Consider the following 16,747-nt stretch of genomic DNA (forward strand, 5'->3'; position numbering starts at 1 on the left):
CGCCCTCGATGGCCTGGCCGTACGTGGACGACTCCGACAACGCAGCGAGCGTGCGTGCCAGGCGTCGCGAGCCAGGCGGGACTTTCGAAACACGCGCTAACCGCCCGCATCACCATCCGCCCGTCCGCACCACCTCCGGTAGGCGGCCACGGCGGTCGGCAGGGTCGGGAAGATCAGACCGTCGCCGACGGACCCGGACAGCCCGTAGGCGTCCAGCTGGTCGCGCAAGTCCTGCTTGACCCGGGCCATGGCGAACACGATGCCCCGTTCGGTCATCTCATGCCGGAGTTCCTCCACGGAGTCCAGCGCGGTGATGTCCACCTCCACATTCGCCTCCGTGTTGAGGACGAACCAGTACACGGGCTGGGTCTGTTCGTCCAAGGAGGCCAGGGCACGCCGCTTGAAGTTCTCGGCGTTGGCGAAGAAGAGCGGGGAGTCGTAACGGTAGATGAGCAGTCCGGGGATGGTGTGGGCCTTCGGGTAGTCGTCGACGTCGTGCATGCCGGCCACCCCGGGCACCAGCCCTTCGACGGCGTCGTGCGGGCGGGCGACCCGGCTCAGGAGTTCGGCCACGGACAGGCCCACCGCGACGAGTACCCCGTAGAGGATGCCGAGGGCCAGCACACCCACCAGACAGCCTGCCGCCAGAAGGAACTCCCGGCGCCGGAAGGCCGCCAGCCGCCGGAATCCCGCCACGTCGATCAGCCGGACCGCCGCGTAGACGACGAGCGCCCCCAGCACGGGGACCGGGACGCGGCCGAGGACGGGGCCGAGGAACAGCAGCACGCCGAGGACTGCCGCGCAGGCCACGAGCGAGTACGCCTGGGTGCGTGCGCCCGTCGACGCGGCGAGGGCCGTCCGGCTGGCGCTGCTGCTCACCGGAAAGCCGTGGAGGAGGCTCGCGCCCAAGTTCACCGCGCCCAGCGAGAGCAACTCCTGGTTCGGGTCGAGCCGCCCGCGCTCGTCGCGTTCGGCGAAGGCGCGTCCCGTCAGGATGACGTCGCTGTAGCCGACGAGCAGGACACCCAGCGCGGGCACCAGCAGGCGGGGAACCTCGCCCAGGTCGGGCAGGGCCGGGCGGGGCAGCCCGGACGGGATGGTTCCGACCACCGCGATGCCGTGGTCCCCCCAGCCGAACAGCGCGACGACGCCGGTGCCGAGCACCACGGCGAGCAGTGGCCGGGGGACCGTCGCCCCCGCATGGGGGGCGACGAAGAGAAGGACGAGGAGAGCGGCGCTGAAGGCCACAGTCCCTGCTTCCACGTCGGAGAGGTGGCCCAGAAAGGAGAACAACTGGGGGAAGAAGCCGGAGCCCGTCGCCGGGACACCGGTGAGCTTGGGCAGTTGATCCACGGTCATGAGCAGGGCGATGCCCGCCAAATAGCCGACCAGGACCGGTCGGGACAGCAGATCGGCGATGAACCCGAGCCGGGCGGCCCATGCCGCCAGACACAACAGCGCGATCGTGACGGCGAGCGCCGCGGCCAACGCGCCGTAGCGCCCGGGATCCCCCGCCGCCAACGGACCGACCACCGCCGCGGTCATCAGCGCGGTCGTCGACTCCGGACCGACCGAGAGGAGTCTGGACGAGCCGAGCAGCGCGTACAGCACCAGGGCCGGCAGAACCGCCCACAGGCCCGTGACCGGCGGCACCCCGGCGACACTCGCGTAGGCCATGACCTGGGGCACGAGATACGCGGCGACCGTGACCCCGGCCAGCAGGTCACCCGGCAGCCACGAGCGCCGGTAGCCGGTGAGCAGCGCGACACCCGGCAACCGGGACCGAGGCCACTTCCGCCTCCCACTGCCGTCGCAGGTGCGCCGGGGCACGGGTCTCCTTTCACCACGCCGCCCTGGGCATCGCGCCGGGGCGCGCGCCCGCGAAGGCCCACCAACCGGTGGTCCCGGGGGCCGCCCTCGCCGCGCAGGCCATCGGCCTGTTCCGGGTCCGTGGCGGCTCTCCCGCTCGACGTCCCGGGCCTCGTACCGCTGGAGGAGTACGGGTCCCGGAGGCGAGTGCTCTCATTGTGGCGCCCGTGCTCCAACCCATCCCGGCTGTTTGGACCATCTGGACCTGTCGGGGCGTCCCGGTCCCACCCGGGAGCGGGCTTGTCGGTGAAGGGGGCGCTGTGCGGAGGAGCAGCCGGAGATGCGGGTACCCGCGGGAGCTGATTCCCTGAGGAAACCCGCACCACGCGGCCGATCGTGAGTGGACCGGCCCGGCACACGAGGAAGGTTCCCTTCATGGCACGGAGCGAGACACGGTCCGACCGTCGGGCAATGGCCGATGAACCGGTCTGACGGAGGGAGCGCGCCTGCCGTCGACCCGCTCGGCGAGGCGGTGATCGACCGGGACGGGATGAGAGGACTGGTCGGTGTTCTGAGAGCGCGTGGGCTGACCGTGATCGGCCCGACCCTGCGGGAGGAGGCCCTCGTACTCGCCGAGTTGGAGTCGGCCGACCAGCTCCCCTACGGGTGGGGGGTCGAGCTGGACGCCGGGAAGTACCGGCTGTGCCGGCGTACCGACGGAGCGGCCTTCGCCAATTCGGCGGGCCCGCAGTCCTGGAAGACCTTCCTCCATCCCGCCCGCGTCCGGCAGTGGCGGGCCGAGAGGACCGAGGACGGACTGACGGTCGAGGCGGACAGTGCCGCGGCGCCTCGCTTCGCGTTTCTCGGAGTCCGGCCGTGTGATCTGCGAGCCATCGCGGTGCAGGACCGGGTGCTCGGCACAGGGCCGCACCCCGACCCGGTGTACCGGAGCAGACGATCCGGGGCGTTCATCGTCTCCGTCGAGTGCACCGAACCCGGCGGCACCTGCTTCTGCGTGTCGATGGGCGCGGGACCGGCGGCCGGCCCGGGATACGACCTGGTGCTCACCGAGCTGGCCGACCCCGGGGACCACCGTTTCTGGATGCGCGCCGGCACCCCGGAGGGCGCGGAGGTCCTGGCCGAGCTGCCCACGAGGGAGGTGGATGAGACGACCCGCGCGGCCGCCCGGCGCGCCGTGGGGGCCGCCGCCGACCGGATGGGCCGGGCCATGCCCGGAACCGATCTGCGCCGTCTGATGGCGGACACACTGGAAGCCCCTCGCTGGGACGATGTGGCCGCGCGCTGTCTGAGCTGCGGTAACTGCACCATGGTGTGTCCCACCTGCTTCTGCACCACGACGGAGGACGTCACCGATCTGACCGGGGACCACGCCGAACGGTGGCGGCTCTGGGACAGCTGCTTCGACCTGGACTTCTCCCTGCTGTCCGGCGGCCCGGTCCGCTCCTCGCCGCAGAGCCGTTACCGACAGTGGCTCACCCACAAACTGGGCACCTGGTACGACCAGTTCGGCTCCTCCGGCTGTGTCGGCTGCGGCCGGTGCCTCGTGTGGTGCCCGGTTGGCATCGACATCACCGAGGAGGCCGCGGCCCTGCACGACTGGACCCTCCGCGCGGAGACCGAGTCGCCGTGACCGGCCCGTCCCCGCTGCTGCGGAGCCTCCCGGCGGCCCACCGCACGCGACTGCTCGCGCTCGCCCGCTCCCGGACCTTCCCGGCCGGGTACCGGCTGTTCGACGAAGGAGGCGACGCCGACCGCTTCTGGCTGATCCGGCAGGGCGAGATCGCCCTCGACCTCCATGTCCCCGGACAACGGGCACCCGTCATCGAAACGCTGGGACCGGGGCAGCAGCTCGGCTGGTCGTGGATCTTCCCACCCTACCGATGGCATCTGGGTGCCCAGGCTCTCGATTCGGTGGACACCTGGGAGTTCGACGCGGCGAAGGTACGTGAACTGTGCGTCGGGGAGACGGAGTTCGGCTACGAGCTCATGAGGTGCTGCGCCGCGGTCGTCGCCGAGCGGCTCCAGGCGACACGGATCCGGTTGCTCGATCTGTACGCACCCCGCCCGGGCGGCCCCGGATGACCGCCGTGCCCCTGCCCCACCGGGTGACCGCCACGGCCCGGGAGACCGCTGACACGGTCTCGTTCACACTGGAACCGCTCGGGAACCGGGCGCCCGCGTTCGCGCCCGGCCGGTTCGCGATGCTGTACGCCTTCGGTGTGGGCGAGGTACCGATCTCGGTCAGCGCCGTCCAGGACACGGGGCACCTCGTCCACACCGTACGCGCGGTGGGCGCGGTGTCCACGGCACTGTGCCGGCTTCGGACCGGGGACACGGTGGGGCTGCGCGGGCCGTACGGCAACGGCTGGGACCTGGACGCGCCGGCCGGCTCCGATCTGCTGGTGATCGCCGGCGGCCTGGGGATCGCACCCCTGCGTCCCGTGGTACACCACGTGCTCGCCCGGCCCGGACGGTACGGCCGCCTCGGTGTCCTGATCGGCGCGCGCACCCCGGAGGACCTGCTCTACACACGGGAACTCGCCTCCTGGCGGACGGGAGCCCGGGTCGAGGTGACCGTGGACCGCGCGGGGCTCGCCTGGCATGGCGGAGTGGGCGTGGTGACCGCCCTGCTGGACCGGATGGAACCGCTGTGCCCCCGAACCCACGCACTGGTCTGCGGACCCGAGGTGATGATGCGGCACACGGCGCGGGCGCTGCGTGCCCGAGGGGTCTCCGGCGACCGCATCCAGATCTCGCTGGAGCGCACCATGCGCTGTGGCACCGGGCACTGCGGACACTGTCAGCTGGGGCCCCTCCTGTTGTGCCGGGACGGACCGGTGATCCGTCACGACCGGGCGGAACCCCTGCTCACCGTAAGGGAACTGTGACATGGACACGGATGCCCGGCCCACTCTGGCGGTATGGAAGTTCGCCTCCTGCGACGGCTGCCAACTGACCCTCCTCGACTGCGAGGACGAACTGCTCCCCCTTTCCGGCCGGGTGCGTATCGCCCACTTCCTGGAGCTGTCGGGGACGGAGGGCGCGGACGGCCCCGCCGCACTCGCCGGCACCGGGCCGTACGACCTCTCCCTGGTGGAGGGATCGGTGACCACACCCGAGGACGCCCGGCGCATCCAGCACATCCGGCGGATCTCCCGGCGGCTCGTCACCATCGGGGCCTGTGCCACCGCGGGCGGAGTGCAGGCCCTGCGCAACTTCGCCGATGTCACGGACTTCCTCGACGCCGTGTACGCGAGCCCCCAGTACATCTCCACACTGGAGACCTCCACTCCGATCTCCGCCCACGTCCCCGTCGACTTCGAACTGCGCGGCTGCCCCATCGACCGGCGCCAACTCCTCGAAGTGATCACGGCTCAACTGGCCGGGCGAAAACCGAACATCCCGCACCACAGCGTCTGCTTCGAGTGCAAACGGCGCGGCACCACCTGCGTCACCGTGGCCCGCGGGATCCCTTGTCTGGGACCGGTCACCCATGCCGGCTGCGGCGCACTCTGCCCCGCCTACGGCCGGGGCTGCTACGGCTGCTTCGGGCCGGCCGAGCGGACCAACCTGGACTCGATGGTGCCCCAACTGCGCGACGACGGCATGAGCGACCGGGACATCCTGCGCGTGTTCCGCACCTTCAACGCGGCCTCGCCGGAGTACGGGCCGGTTCCCCGGCTCGTGGGTGAGGAACACGAGGACGATCCGCGGGAGCACGAGGAGGACGAGGAGCGGTGAGCCACCGCGGATCACGTGTGCTGCGTCTGGAGGCGCTCGCCCGGGTGGAGGGCGAGGGCGCCCTCCACCTGACCGTGCGCGACGGACGTGTGACGGCCGCGCGGCTCGGCATCTACGAGCCCCCTCGGTTCTTCGAGGCGTTCCTGCGGGGCCGGGGACACACCGAACCTCCGGACATCACCGCGCGCATCTGCGGTATCTGCCCCGTCGCCTACCAGATGACCGCGTGCCAGGCGATCGAGCGGGCCTGCGGAACCACCGTGGACGGCCAACTGGCCGCGCTGCGACGGCTTCTCTACTACGGCGAGTGGATCGAGAGCCAGACGCTCCACATCCACCTGCTGCACGCCCCGGACTTCCTCGGCCATCCCAGCGCCATCGAACTCGCCCGCGAACAGCGCGCCGCGGTGGAGCGGGGGCTCCGGATCAAACAGGCGGGCAACGCGATCCTGGAGCAGCTCGGCGGCCGGGCCGTCCATCCGGTCAATGTCCGCGTCGGAGGCTTCTACCAGGTCCCTTCCCCCGCCCAGCTCCGGCCGCTGGCCGAGCGGCTGCGCCGGGCCCGCGACGATGCCCTGGAGACGGTGCGCTGGGTGGCCGGCTTCGACTTCCCCGACTACGCCTGCGACTACGCGCTGCTGGCCCTGCGTGACCCGGGCCACTACGCCGTCGACTCCGGTGCCCCGGCGGTCATGGCCGCCCTCTCGGGCGCGGACCCGGAGCGGGCCACCGCCGTGCACGGCTTCGCGGTGGAGCGGTTCGAGGAGCGGGTCGGCGAGCGGCAGGTGCCGTACTCGACCGCGCTCCACTCCACTCTGGACGGCCGCCCCTGCCTGACGGGCTCGCTCGCGCGGTACGCGATCAGCGGGCGCTGGCTGCATCCGGTCGCCGCCGAGGCCGCGCGCGCGGCGGGGCTCGGTGATCCGGCCGCCGGCACCGTGTGCCGCAACCCGTTCCGCAGCATCATCGTCCGCGCCGTCGAGGTGACGCACGCGCTGGCCGACGCCCTGCGGATCATCGCCGCCTACGAGCAGCCTCCTCATCCGTACACCGAGGTCCCGCCGAGCCGGGCCACCGGCTGCGCCGCCACCGAGGCGCCGCGCGGACTGCTCTACCACCGTTACACCCTGCGTGCCGACGGCACCCTCACCAGCGCCCGGATCGTGCCGCCCACGGCCCAGAACCAGGCGGCCATCGAGGGGGATGTACGCCGGCTCGCGCAGTCCCTGCTGGACAGGCCCGGCGGGCCGGCCGGTGACGACGAGCTGACGAGGCTGTGCGAGCGGGCCGTGCGCAACCACGATCCGTGCATCTCCTGCGCCGCGCACTTCCTCGACCTGACGGTGGACCGGAGATGACCGGCCGCGTGGTGGTGATCGGGGTGGGCAATCCGTTCCGCCGGGACGACGGCGCGGGGCCCGCCGTGATCGAGGCGGTACGTCCCCGGGTGCCCGCCGGCACCCTGCTCGCCGGGAGCGACGGTGAACCGGGCCGCCTGCTCACCCTGTGGAACCGGCACGACCATGTGGTGATCGTGGAGGTGGTGCACACGCACCCCGGACGTCCGGGGCGGCTGCACACGCTGTCCGCCGAACGGGTGGCGGGGCTCGCGCTCCGCTCCGGCAGCACCCACGCCCTGGGACTCGGCGAGACCGCCGCGCTCGCCGAGGCGCTCGACCGCATGCCGTGCTCGCTCGTCGTGCACGCGGTGGAGGGCGGGGACTTCGCTTTCGGCACGGGGCTGAGCGCCCCGGTGGAAGCGGCACTCCCGCGGCTGATCCAACGCGTGGATCGGGCCGTCCACGACGCCCACGCGCTGCTGCGCGAGACGTGACGGGTACCGGGGCGGCGCGCCCTTCGACCGGTGACGAGGGCCCGGCCGAGGTGTTCCGTCCGCCGCGCCGCGACCAGGGTGGTTCCGCGCCGCGCCCATGGTCGCCCGGCCACGACGGCGGCGCACTGCCCGGGCACGCTCCCCGGGAATGCGCCGGGGAGAAGCGGAGCCGACACTGGAAGGGATGGCCGCTTCAGGACGCGGTGCACGGTCCGTGCGGGAGTGGCTTCGATTCCGGCACCGGTCCGCGGAGGCCCGGCGCCGAGCGGTGCGCGGAGAGGAGGAGACCATGAGGGTGGGAGTGCTGACCGGCGGCGGTGACTGTCCCGGCCTCAACGCGGTGATCCGCAGCGTGGTCCGCAAGGGCGTCCAGGAGTACGCCTTCGATTTCGTGGGTTTGCGCGACGGCTGGCTCGGCGCGCTCCGCAACGACGTCCTGCCGCTGGACGTATCCACCGTACGGGGGATCCTGCCCCGCGGCGGTACCATCCTCGGCTCGTCCCGCACCAACCCCTTCCAGCACGAGGACGCGGTACGGCGTATCCAGGACACGCTCGCCGAGCACCGCGTCGACGCCCTCGTCGTGATCGGCGGCGAGGACACGCTCGGCGTGGCGGCCGAGCTGAGCCGGCACGGGATCCGTCTGGTCGGCGTGCCGAAGACGATCGACAACGACGTTCCCGGCACCGACTACACCTTCGGTTTCGACACCGCCGTCGGCGTCGCCACCGAGGCCATCGACCGCCTGCACACCACCGCCGAGTCGCACCGGCGCACCCTGGTGGTGGAGGTGATGGGGCGGCACGCGGGGTGGATCGCCCTGCACGCCGGTGTCGCGGGCGGCGCCAACGTGATCCTCATTCCGGAGCGGCCGTTCGACATCGATCAGGTCTGTTCCTGGGTGAAGAGCCGGTTCGAGTTCAACTACGCGCCGATCGTCGTCGCGGCCGAGGGAGCCGTGCCGCGGGAGGGCCGGATGATCCTCAAGGACCGTTCACGGGACGAGTACGGCCATGTGCGGCTGTCGGGCGTCGGCGAGTGGCTGGCCCAGGAGATCTCACAGCGGACCGGCACCGACGCCCGCACGACGGTGCTCGGCTACATCCAGCGCGGAGGGACCCCGAGCGCCTTCGACCGATGGCTGGCCACACGCTTCGGGCTGCACGCCGTCGAGGCCGTCAGGGACGGTGACTTCGGCACGATGGTGGCCCTGCGCGGCACCGACGTCGTCCGCGTTCCCCTGCCCGAGGCCGGAACGGGGACCAGAGTGGTGGATCCGTCGCTGTACGACGAGTTCGGGGTGTTCTTCGGCTGACCCCCTGCCGGAGAGGAACCCCCGGCACGGGGCCCGAGGGTGTGGGTCCCGCAGGCCGCGCACCGGGTGCGGCCGGGCGGGACGCCGATGTTCCCGGGGACAGGAGAGGCGGAACAATGACCCGTATCCACGGTTTGCCGGCCGACGAGGCCGAGGACCTGCTGACCCACACCGCCCGGGGAATCCCCGAGGAGCACCTGGTGCTGCCCGGCCGTGACTTCGTCGACCGGATCGTGGCGGGCACCGACCGCTCACCCCAGGTGCTCCGCGACCTGCAGTCGCTCTTCGACCACGGTCGGCCGGCCGGTACGGGCTACGTGTCGATCCTGCCGGTCGGCCAGGGCATCGAGCACTCCGCGGCGTCGGCGTTCGAGGCCAACCCCCGGTACCTCGACGACGCCGTCACCATCGCCTGACCCCCGCCGGGTGCCCGACCCGGTGTCCCCCGAGAGGAGGGCCGACCGTGCGAGCCTGGACCTGGACGTACGAGGGCTACGACCCACGGTCGGAACGGCTGCGCGAGACCCTGTGCACGCTGGGAAACGGCTACTTCGCCACCCGCGGCGCCGCGTCCGAGTCGCCCGAGGGTCCCGCGCACTACCCGGGTACGTACGTGGCCGGCTGCTACGACCGGCTGGAGTCCACGGTGGCGGGACACCGGACCGAGAACGAGGACCTGGTCAATCTGCCCAACTGGCTGCCCCTGCGCTACCGCGTACGTCCGCGAGGGGCGGATCCGGGGCCCTGGTTCTCCCCGGACAGCGGACTGCTGGTGGCGCACGCGCAGACACTGGACCTGTGGCACGGCACGCTCACCCGGAAGTCGGCGTACGCGCTCCATGAAGGCTCGGGGCGCCTGCATGTGGAACAGTGCCGGCTCGTCCACATGGACGAGCCCCATCTGGCGGCCCAGCGCACCTCGTTCACCGCCGAGGGATGGGCCGGGGAAGTGGAGGTGGAATCGGGACTGGACGGTGAAGTGCGGAACACCGGGGTCGAGCGCTACCGGGGGCTCGCCAACCGCCATCTCACCCACTGGCTCACCGGAGCCGAGGGGGACGACACCGACTGGCTCCGCTGCCGTACGGTGAACTCCGACATCCGGATCGCGCTGGCCGCCCGCACCCGGGCCGCCGCTCTCCCCGCGGTCACCTCCACCGCCCGGCTCACCGAGCGGCGGGCGTTCCGGACCCTGACGATCCCGGTCGCCGCCGGGGAGACCGTCGCGGTGGACCGGACGGTCGCCCTGTACACCTCGGGCACCCCGGCCATCGGCAGCCCCCGGCAGGCCGCCGTGGCAGCGGTGCGTGACGCGCCCGGCTTCACCGACCTGCTGGTCTCGCACCACCACGCCTGGGAGCGGTTGTGGCGCCGGGCGGAGCTGGAGGTGCCGGGGGAGGCGGGCCGGATCCTGCGGCTGCACCTGTTCCACGTACTCCAGACCCTCTCCCCGCACACGGCCGAGCTGGATGTCGGCGTCCCCGCCAGGGGGCTGCACGGCGAGGCGTACCGCGGCCATGTCTTCTGGGACGAACTGTTCGTCCTGCCGTATCTGAACCTGCACTTCCCCGAGGTCTCCCGCGCCCTGCTCGGCTACCGCCACAGGCGGCTGCCCGCCGCCTGTCACGCGGCGCGTGAGGCCGGCCGGAAGGGGGCGATGTTTCCGTGGCAGAGCGGCAGCGACGGCCGCGAGGAGACCCAGGAGCTGCACCTCAATCCGCGCTCGGGGCGGTGGCTGCCCGACCACTCGCGGCTCCAGCACCACGTCGGCTCCGCCGTCGCCTACAACGTGTGGCAGTACTGGCAGGCCACCGGTGACACCGCCTTCCTCCAGGCCGAGGGCGCGGAGACGCTGCTCCAGGTCGCCCGCTTCTGGGCGGACAGCGCGGTCTGGGACCCGTCACTCGCCCGGTACCGTATCCACGGCGTCGTCGGCCCCGACGAATATCACGACGGCTATCCGGGAGCCGCCGCGCCGGGACTGGACGACAACACCTACACGAACGTCACCGCGTCGTGGGTGCTGATGAAGGCGCGCGAGGTGTGGCGCGCGCTCCCCGCCTCAGGGCGGAGCGAGCTGTCCGAGCGGCTCCGGCTCGCCGCCGATGATCCGGAGCGCTGGGCGGACATCGCCCACCGGCTCCATGTGCCGTACCACCGCGGGGTCATCAGCCAGTTCGCCGGTTACGGGGAGCTGGCGGAGCTGGACTGGGCGGGATACCGGAAGCGGTACGGCGACATCCGCAGACTGGACCGGATCCTGGAGGCCGAGGGCGACACGGTCAACCGCTACCAGGCGTCCAAGCAGGCCGATGTGCTGATGCTGGGATACCTCTTCCCGCCCCGGGAACTGGCGGACCTGTTCCGGCGGCTCGGACACCGTCTCGACGACGACATGTGGCGGACCACCGTCGACTACTACCTGCGCCGCACCAGCCACGGCTCCACGCTCAGCGCGCTGGTCCACGCGTGGGTGCTCGCCCGGGTCCGCCACGACGACGCGTGGACGTTCATGGAGGAGGCCCTCACCGGCGACGTGGCGGACGTGCAGGGCGGGACCACCCCGGAGGGTGTCCACCTCGGCGCGATGGCCGGCACCGTGGATCTCGTGCAGCGTGGTCTGACCGGGCTGGAGGCCCGTGCCGACGCTTTGCTGCTGGATCCCTCGCCACTGCCGCAGTTGTCGAAGTTCGGGTTCCGTATCCGCTACCGGGGCCACTGGGACGTGGCGCTCGGGTTCCGGACGGAGGGGGTGCGCGTCGAGGTCGCGCAGTCCGACGCGGATCCCGTACGTGTGATGATCCGCGGCCGGGAGGCCACGGTCGCTCCCGGCACGGTCCGCAGGATCGATCCGCGGGGGCCGGCCGACGACGGCGTACGCCCCGCCGGACCGTCATGACGGTCGGAACCGAGCTTCCGCCGGGGGCGGTTCGGGCCGCCGGGCCGCCGGGCCGGCGAGATCGCACTCGACGTCCACCGTCCCTTCGACCGCCCGCGCGAGACGCGCGGCGATCGGCACGAGCGCGGTGTCGTGAACCGTGCCGCTGAGGGTCACCACACCGTCCACCACCGTGACCCGAACGCTCTCCCCGGGTACTTCGAAGAGACGCCGGACGACTTCTTCGCGGACCTCCTCCGCGATGTCCTCGTCGGACCGCAGGAACACCTTCAGCAGGTCACGACGGCTGACGATCCCCCGGAGCATGCCCGCGGAATCCACCACCGGCAGCCGCTTCAGCCGTCGTACGGCCATGGTCCGCGCGGCCTGTGCCAGGGTGGCGTCCTCCCGGACGGTGGCGGCGGGAGCGCTCATCAGCTCCTCGGCGGTGACCGCCCCGGCCTTGCGCAGATCGGCGAGCCGGCGCATCTGCTCCGCGCGGCTCGGATCAGCGTCCCGGAACTCCTCCTTGGGCAGCAGGTCGGCCTCGGAGACCACCCCGGCCACCCGCCCGTCACCGACCAGAACCGGCAGCGCGCCCACCTTCCACCGGCCCATGGTCTCGACCATCTCCTTGAATCCGGCGTCCGGTCCTACGGCGACCACGGGCCGTGACATCACATCACTCACGAGATGGGGAGTGTGGTACATGATCCCTCCTGGGCGACAGCCCCCTGGGCGTGAACCGCCTCTCCGGAGAAAAGTGTGGACCCGCGCTGCGGGGCGGCAAAGGGTCCAACGGTCCACGGTCCGAGTCCGTACGGGGCAACAGGGGAGCCCCGTGAATTTCTGTGGGCACGGGCGGTTCCGGTACGCCCGTCCCGGGGGCGCACGCGGAAAGGGGACCACCGAAGTGATCCCCTGAGGCGGGAACGTCCGGGCCGGCCGGATGCCGGCCGGCCCGGACGCCGTAGGTCAGACCAGGTCGAACCGGTCGAGGTTCATGACCTTGGTCCACGCCGCGACGAAGTCCTTCACGAACTTCTCCTTCGCGTCGTCGCTCGCGTAGACCTCCGCGAGCGCCCGCAGTTCGGAGTTGGAACCGAACACGAGGTCGGCGCGGCTGCCGGTCCACTTGACCTCGCCCGTGGCGCCGTCGCGGCCCTCGAACGTGTTCGCGTCCCCGGACGTCGCCGTCCACGTGGTGCCCAGGTCGAGCAGGTTGGCGAAGAAGTCGTTCGTCAGGGACCCGGGGGTCGCGGTGAGGACACCGAGCGACGACTGCTGGTGGTTCGCGCCCAGGACGCGGAGACCGCCGACGAGGACCGTCATCTCGGGGGCGCTCAGGTTGAGCAGGTTGGCCCGGTCGATCAGCAGGTACTCGGCCGGCAGCCGGTTGCCCTTGCCGAGGTAGTTGCGGAACCCGTCGGCGGCCGGTTCGAGCGCGGCGAACGACTCCACGTCCGTCTGCTCCTGCGACGCGTCCACGCGGCCCGGCGTGAAGGGGACCTCGATGTCGACGCCGGCGTCCTTCGCGGCCTTCTCGACGGCCGCGCCGCCGGCGAGGACGATCAGGTCGGCGAGCGAGACCCGCTTGCCGCCGGTCTGGGCGGCGTTGAAGGACTCCTGGATTCCTTCCAGGGCGCGCAGCGTCGCCGCGAGCCGGTCGGGCTCGTTGACCTCCCAGCCGCTCTGCGGCTGCAGACGGACGCGCGCGCCGTTGGCGCCGCCGCGCTTGTCGCTGCCGCGGAAGGACGAGGCGGCCGCCCACGACGTGGAGACCAGCTCGGACACCGACAGGTCCTGGCCGAGGATCTGCGCCTTGAGGGCGGCGATGTCCTCGGCGCCGACGAGCTCGTGCGCCACCGCGGGCAGCGGGTCCTGCCACAGCAGCTCCTCGGCCGGGACCTCCGGGCCGAGGTAGCGGGCGACCGGGCCCATGTCGCGGTGGGTCAGCTTGTACCAGGCGCGGGCGAAGGCGTCCGCGAACGCGTCGGGGTCCTGGAGGAAGCGCCGCGAGATCTGCTCGTACGCCGGGTCGAACCGGAGCGAGAGGTCGGTCGTGAGCATCGTCGGGGCGTGCGTCTTCGACGCGTCGTGGGCGTCGGGGACCGTGCCCGCCCCGGTGCCGTCCTTCGGCCGCCACTGGTTGGCGCCCGCCGGGCTCTGGAACAGCTCCCACTCGTAGCCGAACAGGATCTCGAAGAAGCTGTTGTCCCAGGTGATCGGGGTGTTGGTCCAGATGCCCTCCAGACCGCTGGTGATCGTGTCGCCACCCTTGCCGGTGCCGAACGAGTTCTTCCAGCCGAGGCCCTGCTCCTCGATGGAGGCGCCCTCGGGGTTGGCGCCGACGTGGTCCGCCGGGCCCGCGCCGTGGGTCTTGCCGAAGGTGTGACCGCCCGCGATCAGGGCGACCGTCTCCTCGTCGTTCATCGCCATCCGCCGGAAGGTCTCACGGATGTCGCGGGCCGCGGCGATCGGGTCCGGGTTGCCGTTCGGGCCCTCGGGGTTGACGTAGATGAGGCCCATCTGGACCGCGCCGAGCGGGCTCTCCAGCTCGCGGTCGCCGGTGTAGCGCTCGTCGTCGAGCCAGGTGGTCTCGGGGCCCCAGTACACGTCCTCGTCGGGCTCCCACACGTCCGCGCGGCCACCGGCGAAGCCGAAGGTCTTGAAGCCCATCGTCTCCAGGGCGACATTGCCGGCGAGGATCATGAGGTCGGCCCACGAGAGCGCCTGGCCGTACTTCTTCTTGACCGGCCACAGCAGACGGCGGGCCTTGTCGAGGTTGCCGTTGTCCGGCCAGCTGTTGAGCGGGGCGAAGCGCTGCTGCCCGGCGCCCGCGCCGCCGCGGCCGTCGCTGATCCGGTAGGTGCCCGCGCTGTGCCACGCCATACGGATCATGAACGGTCCGTAGTGCCCGAAGTCGGCCGGCCACCAGTCCTGCGAGTCCGTCATCACCGCCGCGATGTCCTGCTTCACGGCCGGGAGGTCGAGGGTCTTGAACGCCTCGGCGTAGTCGAACTCCTCACCGAGGGGGTTGGCCACGGCGGGGTTCTTGGCAAGGATCTTCAGGTTGAGCCGCTCCGGCCACCACTGACGGTTGCCGCCCCCCTGCGTCGGGTGCGGGGCACGTCCGTGCACGACCGGGCAACCGCCTCCGCCCTCAGCCTTCGCGTCTACGACGATTTCATCATGGTTCTCAGACATCGGAATCCTTCCGGACCAGGTCGATCATGGTGCTCAGGAACACTGGGGGCGGTGGAACAGCCGGGGCCCGGCGGATGCGGCGAGGGCCTCTCGCGAGGGCCTCCCGCGCCACTGGAGTCTTCCTGTCCCTTGGCTATTGCCGGATCCGATCCTACAATGGACAGAGTCTTAGTCAAGAAGAACGCCAAGCGGAAGAACGCCACGTACGTGGCCGGAACGGAACCCTGGGCACCCACCGGTAAACTTCGGGTATCCCACCAAACCTGAATAGGTGAACCGACATGAGTGACCTGCTGGAACGACTGCGAGGACGTGGCTGGCGGATGACCTCCCAGCGGCGCGTCGTTGCGGAGGTCCTCGACGGCGACCACGTCCACCTCACGGCCGACGAGGTGCACGCCCGCGCCGCACAGCGGCTGCCGGAGATCTCCCGGGCGACCGTCTACAACACACTGGGCGAGATGGTCACCCTCGGCGAGGTCATCGAGGTCTCCACGGACGGCCGGGCCAAGCGTTACGACCCCAACGCCCATCACCCGCACCAGCACCTGGTGTGCTCCGTCTGCGGGACCATCCGCGACGTCCACCCGACGGGCAACCCGCTGGCGGACCTCCCGGCGGTGGAGCGGTTCGGCTTCACGGTCTCCGAGGTCGAGGTCACCTACCGCGGACTGTGCCCGTCCTGCGCCTGAGGTCCGTTCGGCCGCGGTACGTCACCCGTACGGCCGCTCGCCCCGCGGGGACGGGAATAACGGGCGCCCCGCCGTGACTTGGCCCCGGACATGACTGTCACCCCGTTCGATCCACGCACACTCCTCGCGGAGAGCCGGCTCGGTGTCCTCGCCACGATCAAGGCGGACGGCCGTCCCCAGCTCTCTCCCGTCACGCCCTTCTACGACCGGGGGACCGAAGTCCTCCACGTGTCCATGACGGAGGGACGGGCCAAGACGGCGAACCTGCGCCGGGACCCGAGAGCCGCCCTGGAGGTCACCGCACCCGACGGGCGGTCCTGGGCCACCGCCGAGGGCGCCGTGATCCTCACCGGGCCGGGGACCGACCCCCACGGTCCCGAGGTCGAGGCACTGGTGCGCTACTACCGCCTCGCCGGCGGTGAGCATCCCGACTGGGACGAGTACCGGGCGGTGATGGTCTCCGACCGCCGGGTGCTGATGACGATGACCGTCGACCACGTGTACGGCGCCCGGATCGGCTGACCGCGCCCCGAGCCGCCCTCCGTCACCCCCACGCCCCCTGTGCGGTTTCACCCCGGAGCGACGGGTGGCACGGTGAGGAGAGGGCGAACCGGCGGCTTTCCGGGCAGGGCACGCCGGAGGCCGGTACCGCCCGAAGCGCGGCGCCCCCGGCGCCGCGCTTCGGAACGTGACGAGGGACGGAGAGCGGGGAAGCGGCGTGAGGCCCACGGACGGTGGCGGGGCGGGGCCCCGCGCGGCGAACGGCCGCCACGAGTCGGACGAGGAGCGTGCCGACCGCAAGTGGGGTGAACTCATCCAGGAGGTGAGGGTCGCCCAGACGGGCGTACAGATCCTCTTCGGTTTTCTGCTGACCGTCGCGTTCACCCCGGCGTACGAAGGTCTCGCCCGGACGGACAAGACGATCTACGTCGTCACCGTCCTGTTCGGCGCCGCCGCCACCGGAGCGCTGATCGGGCCCGTCTCCTTCCACCGGATGGTCGTGGGGCGGCACATCAAGCCGCAGGCCGTACGGTCGGCCTCCCGCCTCACCTTCGTCGGGCTGCTCCTGCTGCTGGCGACCATGACGTCGGCGCTCCTCCTGATCCTGCGCGTCGCCACCCACGACCCGTATGCGCCGTGGATCGTGGCCGCGGTCGTCGCCTGGTACACGTACTGCTGGTTCGTCCTGCCCCTCTGGGCCCGGCACCGCCACACCACCGCGCGGCGCGGATCCGCGCCCTGAGCGGGGA

General features: G+C 71.7%; 15 protein-coding genes. 12 read left to right on the forward strand and 3 right to left on the reverse strand.

What is annotated here, in order from left to right; translation table 11 throughout:
* Positions 1–96: 96 nt before the first annotated feature.
* A complete protein-coding gene (gene sulP, locus AB0P17_RS37000; protein WP_365818285.1) occupies positions 97–1,830 on the reverse strand; it encodes a sulfate permease in 1,734 nt (577 codons plus the stop codon).
* Between the two features lie 457 nt (positions 1,831–2,287).
* On the opposite strand from sulP, the gene AB0P17_RS37005 reads away from it, so the two are divergent.
* The 9 genes from AB0P17_RS37005 (at position 2,288) to AB0P17_RS37045 (ending at position 11,619) form a co-directional block, all read left to right on the forward strand.
* Positions 2,288–3,460 (forward strand): 4Fe-4S dicluster domain-containing protein, encoded by a 1,173-nt coding sequence (locus AB0P17_RS37005; RefSeq protein WP_365818287.1) that lies wholly within the window; start codon positions 2,288–2,290, stop codon positions 3,458–3,460.
* Positions 3,457–3,912 (forward strand): cyclic nucleotide-binding domain-containing protein, encoded by a 456-nt coding sequence (locus AB0P17_RS37010; protein ID WP_365818289.1) that lies wholly within the window; start codon positions 3,457–3,459, stop codon positions 3,910–3,912. Before AB0P17_RS37005 ends, AB0P17_RS37010 begins: the two co-directional genes overlap by 4 nt.
* The gene (locus tag AB0P17_RS37015; protein ID WP_365818291.1) at positions 3,909–4,718 is read left to right on the forward strand and encodes an FAD/NAD(P)-binding protein; all 810 of its coding nucleotides are present in this window, start codon (positions 3,909–3,911) and stop codon (positions 4,716–4,718) included. The genes AB0P17_RS37010 and AB0P17_RS37015 overlap by 4 nt, the downstream gene beginning before the upstream one ends.
* Position 4,719: 1 nt before the next feature.
* Positions 4,720–5,571, forward strand: a complete 852-nt coding sequence (locus AB0P17_RS37020; RefSeq protein WP_365818293.1) for an oxidoreductase — start codon at positions 4,720–4,722, stop codon at positions 5,569–5,571.
* On the forward strand, positions 5,568–6,929 hold the full coding sequence (locus tag AB0P17_RS37025; protein ID WP_365818295.1) for a nickel-dependent hydrogenase large subunit: 1,362 nt from the start codon (positions 5,568–5,570) through the stop codon (positions 6,927–6,929). Before AB0P17_RS37020 ends, AB0P17_RS37025 begins: the two co-directional genes overlap by 4 nt.
* Complete coding sequence (locus AB0P17_RS37030; RefSeq protein ID WP_365818297.1) at positions 6,926–7,405, forward strand: hydrogenase maturation protease; 480 nt, start codon at positions 6,926–6,928, stop codon at positions 7,403–7,405. The genes AB0P17_RS37025 and AB0P17_RS37030 overlap by 4 nt, the downstream gene beginning before the upstream one ends.
* A gap of 289 nt (positions 7,406–7,694) precedes the next feature.
* Positions 7,695–8,720: a 6-phosphofructokinase gene (locus AB0P17_RS37035; protein WP_365818299.1), complete on the forward strand. Its 1,026-nt coding sequence runs from the start codon at positions 7,695–7,697 to the stop codon at positions 8,718–8,720.
* A gap of 116 nt (positions 8,721–8,836) precedes the next feature.
* A complete protein-coding gene (locus AB0P17_RS37040) occupies positions 8,837–9,136 on the forward strand; it encodes a hypothetical protein (RefSeq protein ID WP_365818301.1) in 300 nt (99 codons plus the stop codon).
* A gap of 47 nt (positions 9,137–9,183) precedes the next feature.
* Positions 9,184–11,619, forward strand: a complete 2,436-nt coding sequence (locus tag AB0P17_RS37045; protein WP_365818303.1) for a glycosyl hydrolase family 65 protein — start codon at positions 9,184–9,186, stop codon at positions 11,617–11,619.
* Here AB0P17_RS37045 and AB0P17_RS37050 read toward each other — a convergent pair.
* Positions 11,614–12,309, reverse strand: a complete 696-nt coding sequence (locus tag AB0P17_RS37050; RefSeq protein ID WP_365818305.1) for a CBS domain-containing protein — start codon at positions 12,307–12,309, stop codon at positions 11,614–11,616. The two genes, AB0P17_RS37045 and AB0P17_RS37050, sit on opposite strands and share 6 nt — an antisense overlap.
* Before the next feature lie 264 nt (positions 12,310–12,573).
* On the reverse strand, positions 12,574–14,805 hold the full coding sequence (gene katG / locus AB0P17_RS37055) for a catalase/peroxidase HPI (protein ID WP_365818307.1): 2,232 nt from the start codon (positions 14,803–14,805) through the stop codon (positions 12,574–12,576).
* Between the two features lie 281 nt (positions 14,806–15,086).
* On the opposite strand from katG, the gene AB0P17_RS37060 reads away from it, so the two are divergent.
* From AB0P17_RS37060 to AB0P17_RS37070, 3 genes are all read left to right on the forward strand, one after another.
* On the forward strand, positions 15,087–15,497 hold the full coding sequence (locus tag AB0P17_RS37060) for a Fur family transcriptional regulator (RefSeq protein ID WP_365818309.1): 411 nt from the start codon (positions 15,087–15,089) through the stop codon (positions 15,495–15,497).
* A 90-nt stretch (positions 15,498–15,587) separates the two neighbouring features.
* Entirely contained in the window at positions 15,588–16,019 is a 432-nt protein-coding gene (locus AB0P17_RS37065) for a PPOX class F420-dependent oxidoreductase (RefSeq protein WP_365818311.1), read from the forward strand.
* A gap of 196 nt (positions 16,020–16,215) precedes the next feature.
* Positions 16,216–16,740, forward strand: a complete 525-nt coding sequence (locus tag AB0P17_RS37070) for a DUF6328 family protein (RefSeq protein WP_365818313.1) — start codon at positions 16,216–16,218, stop codon at positions 16,738–16,740.
* Positions 16,741–16,747 lie beyond the last annotated feature (7 nt).

This window comes from Streptomyces sp. NPDC088124, from assembly GCF_040685895.1.
Taxonomy (GTDB): domain Bacteria; phylum Actinomycetota; class Actinomycetes; order Streptomycetales; family Streptomycetaceae; genus Streptomyces.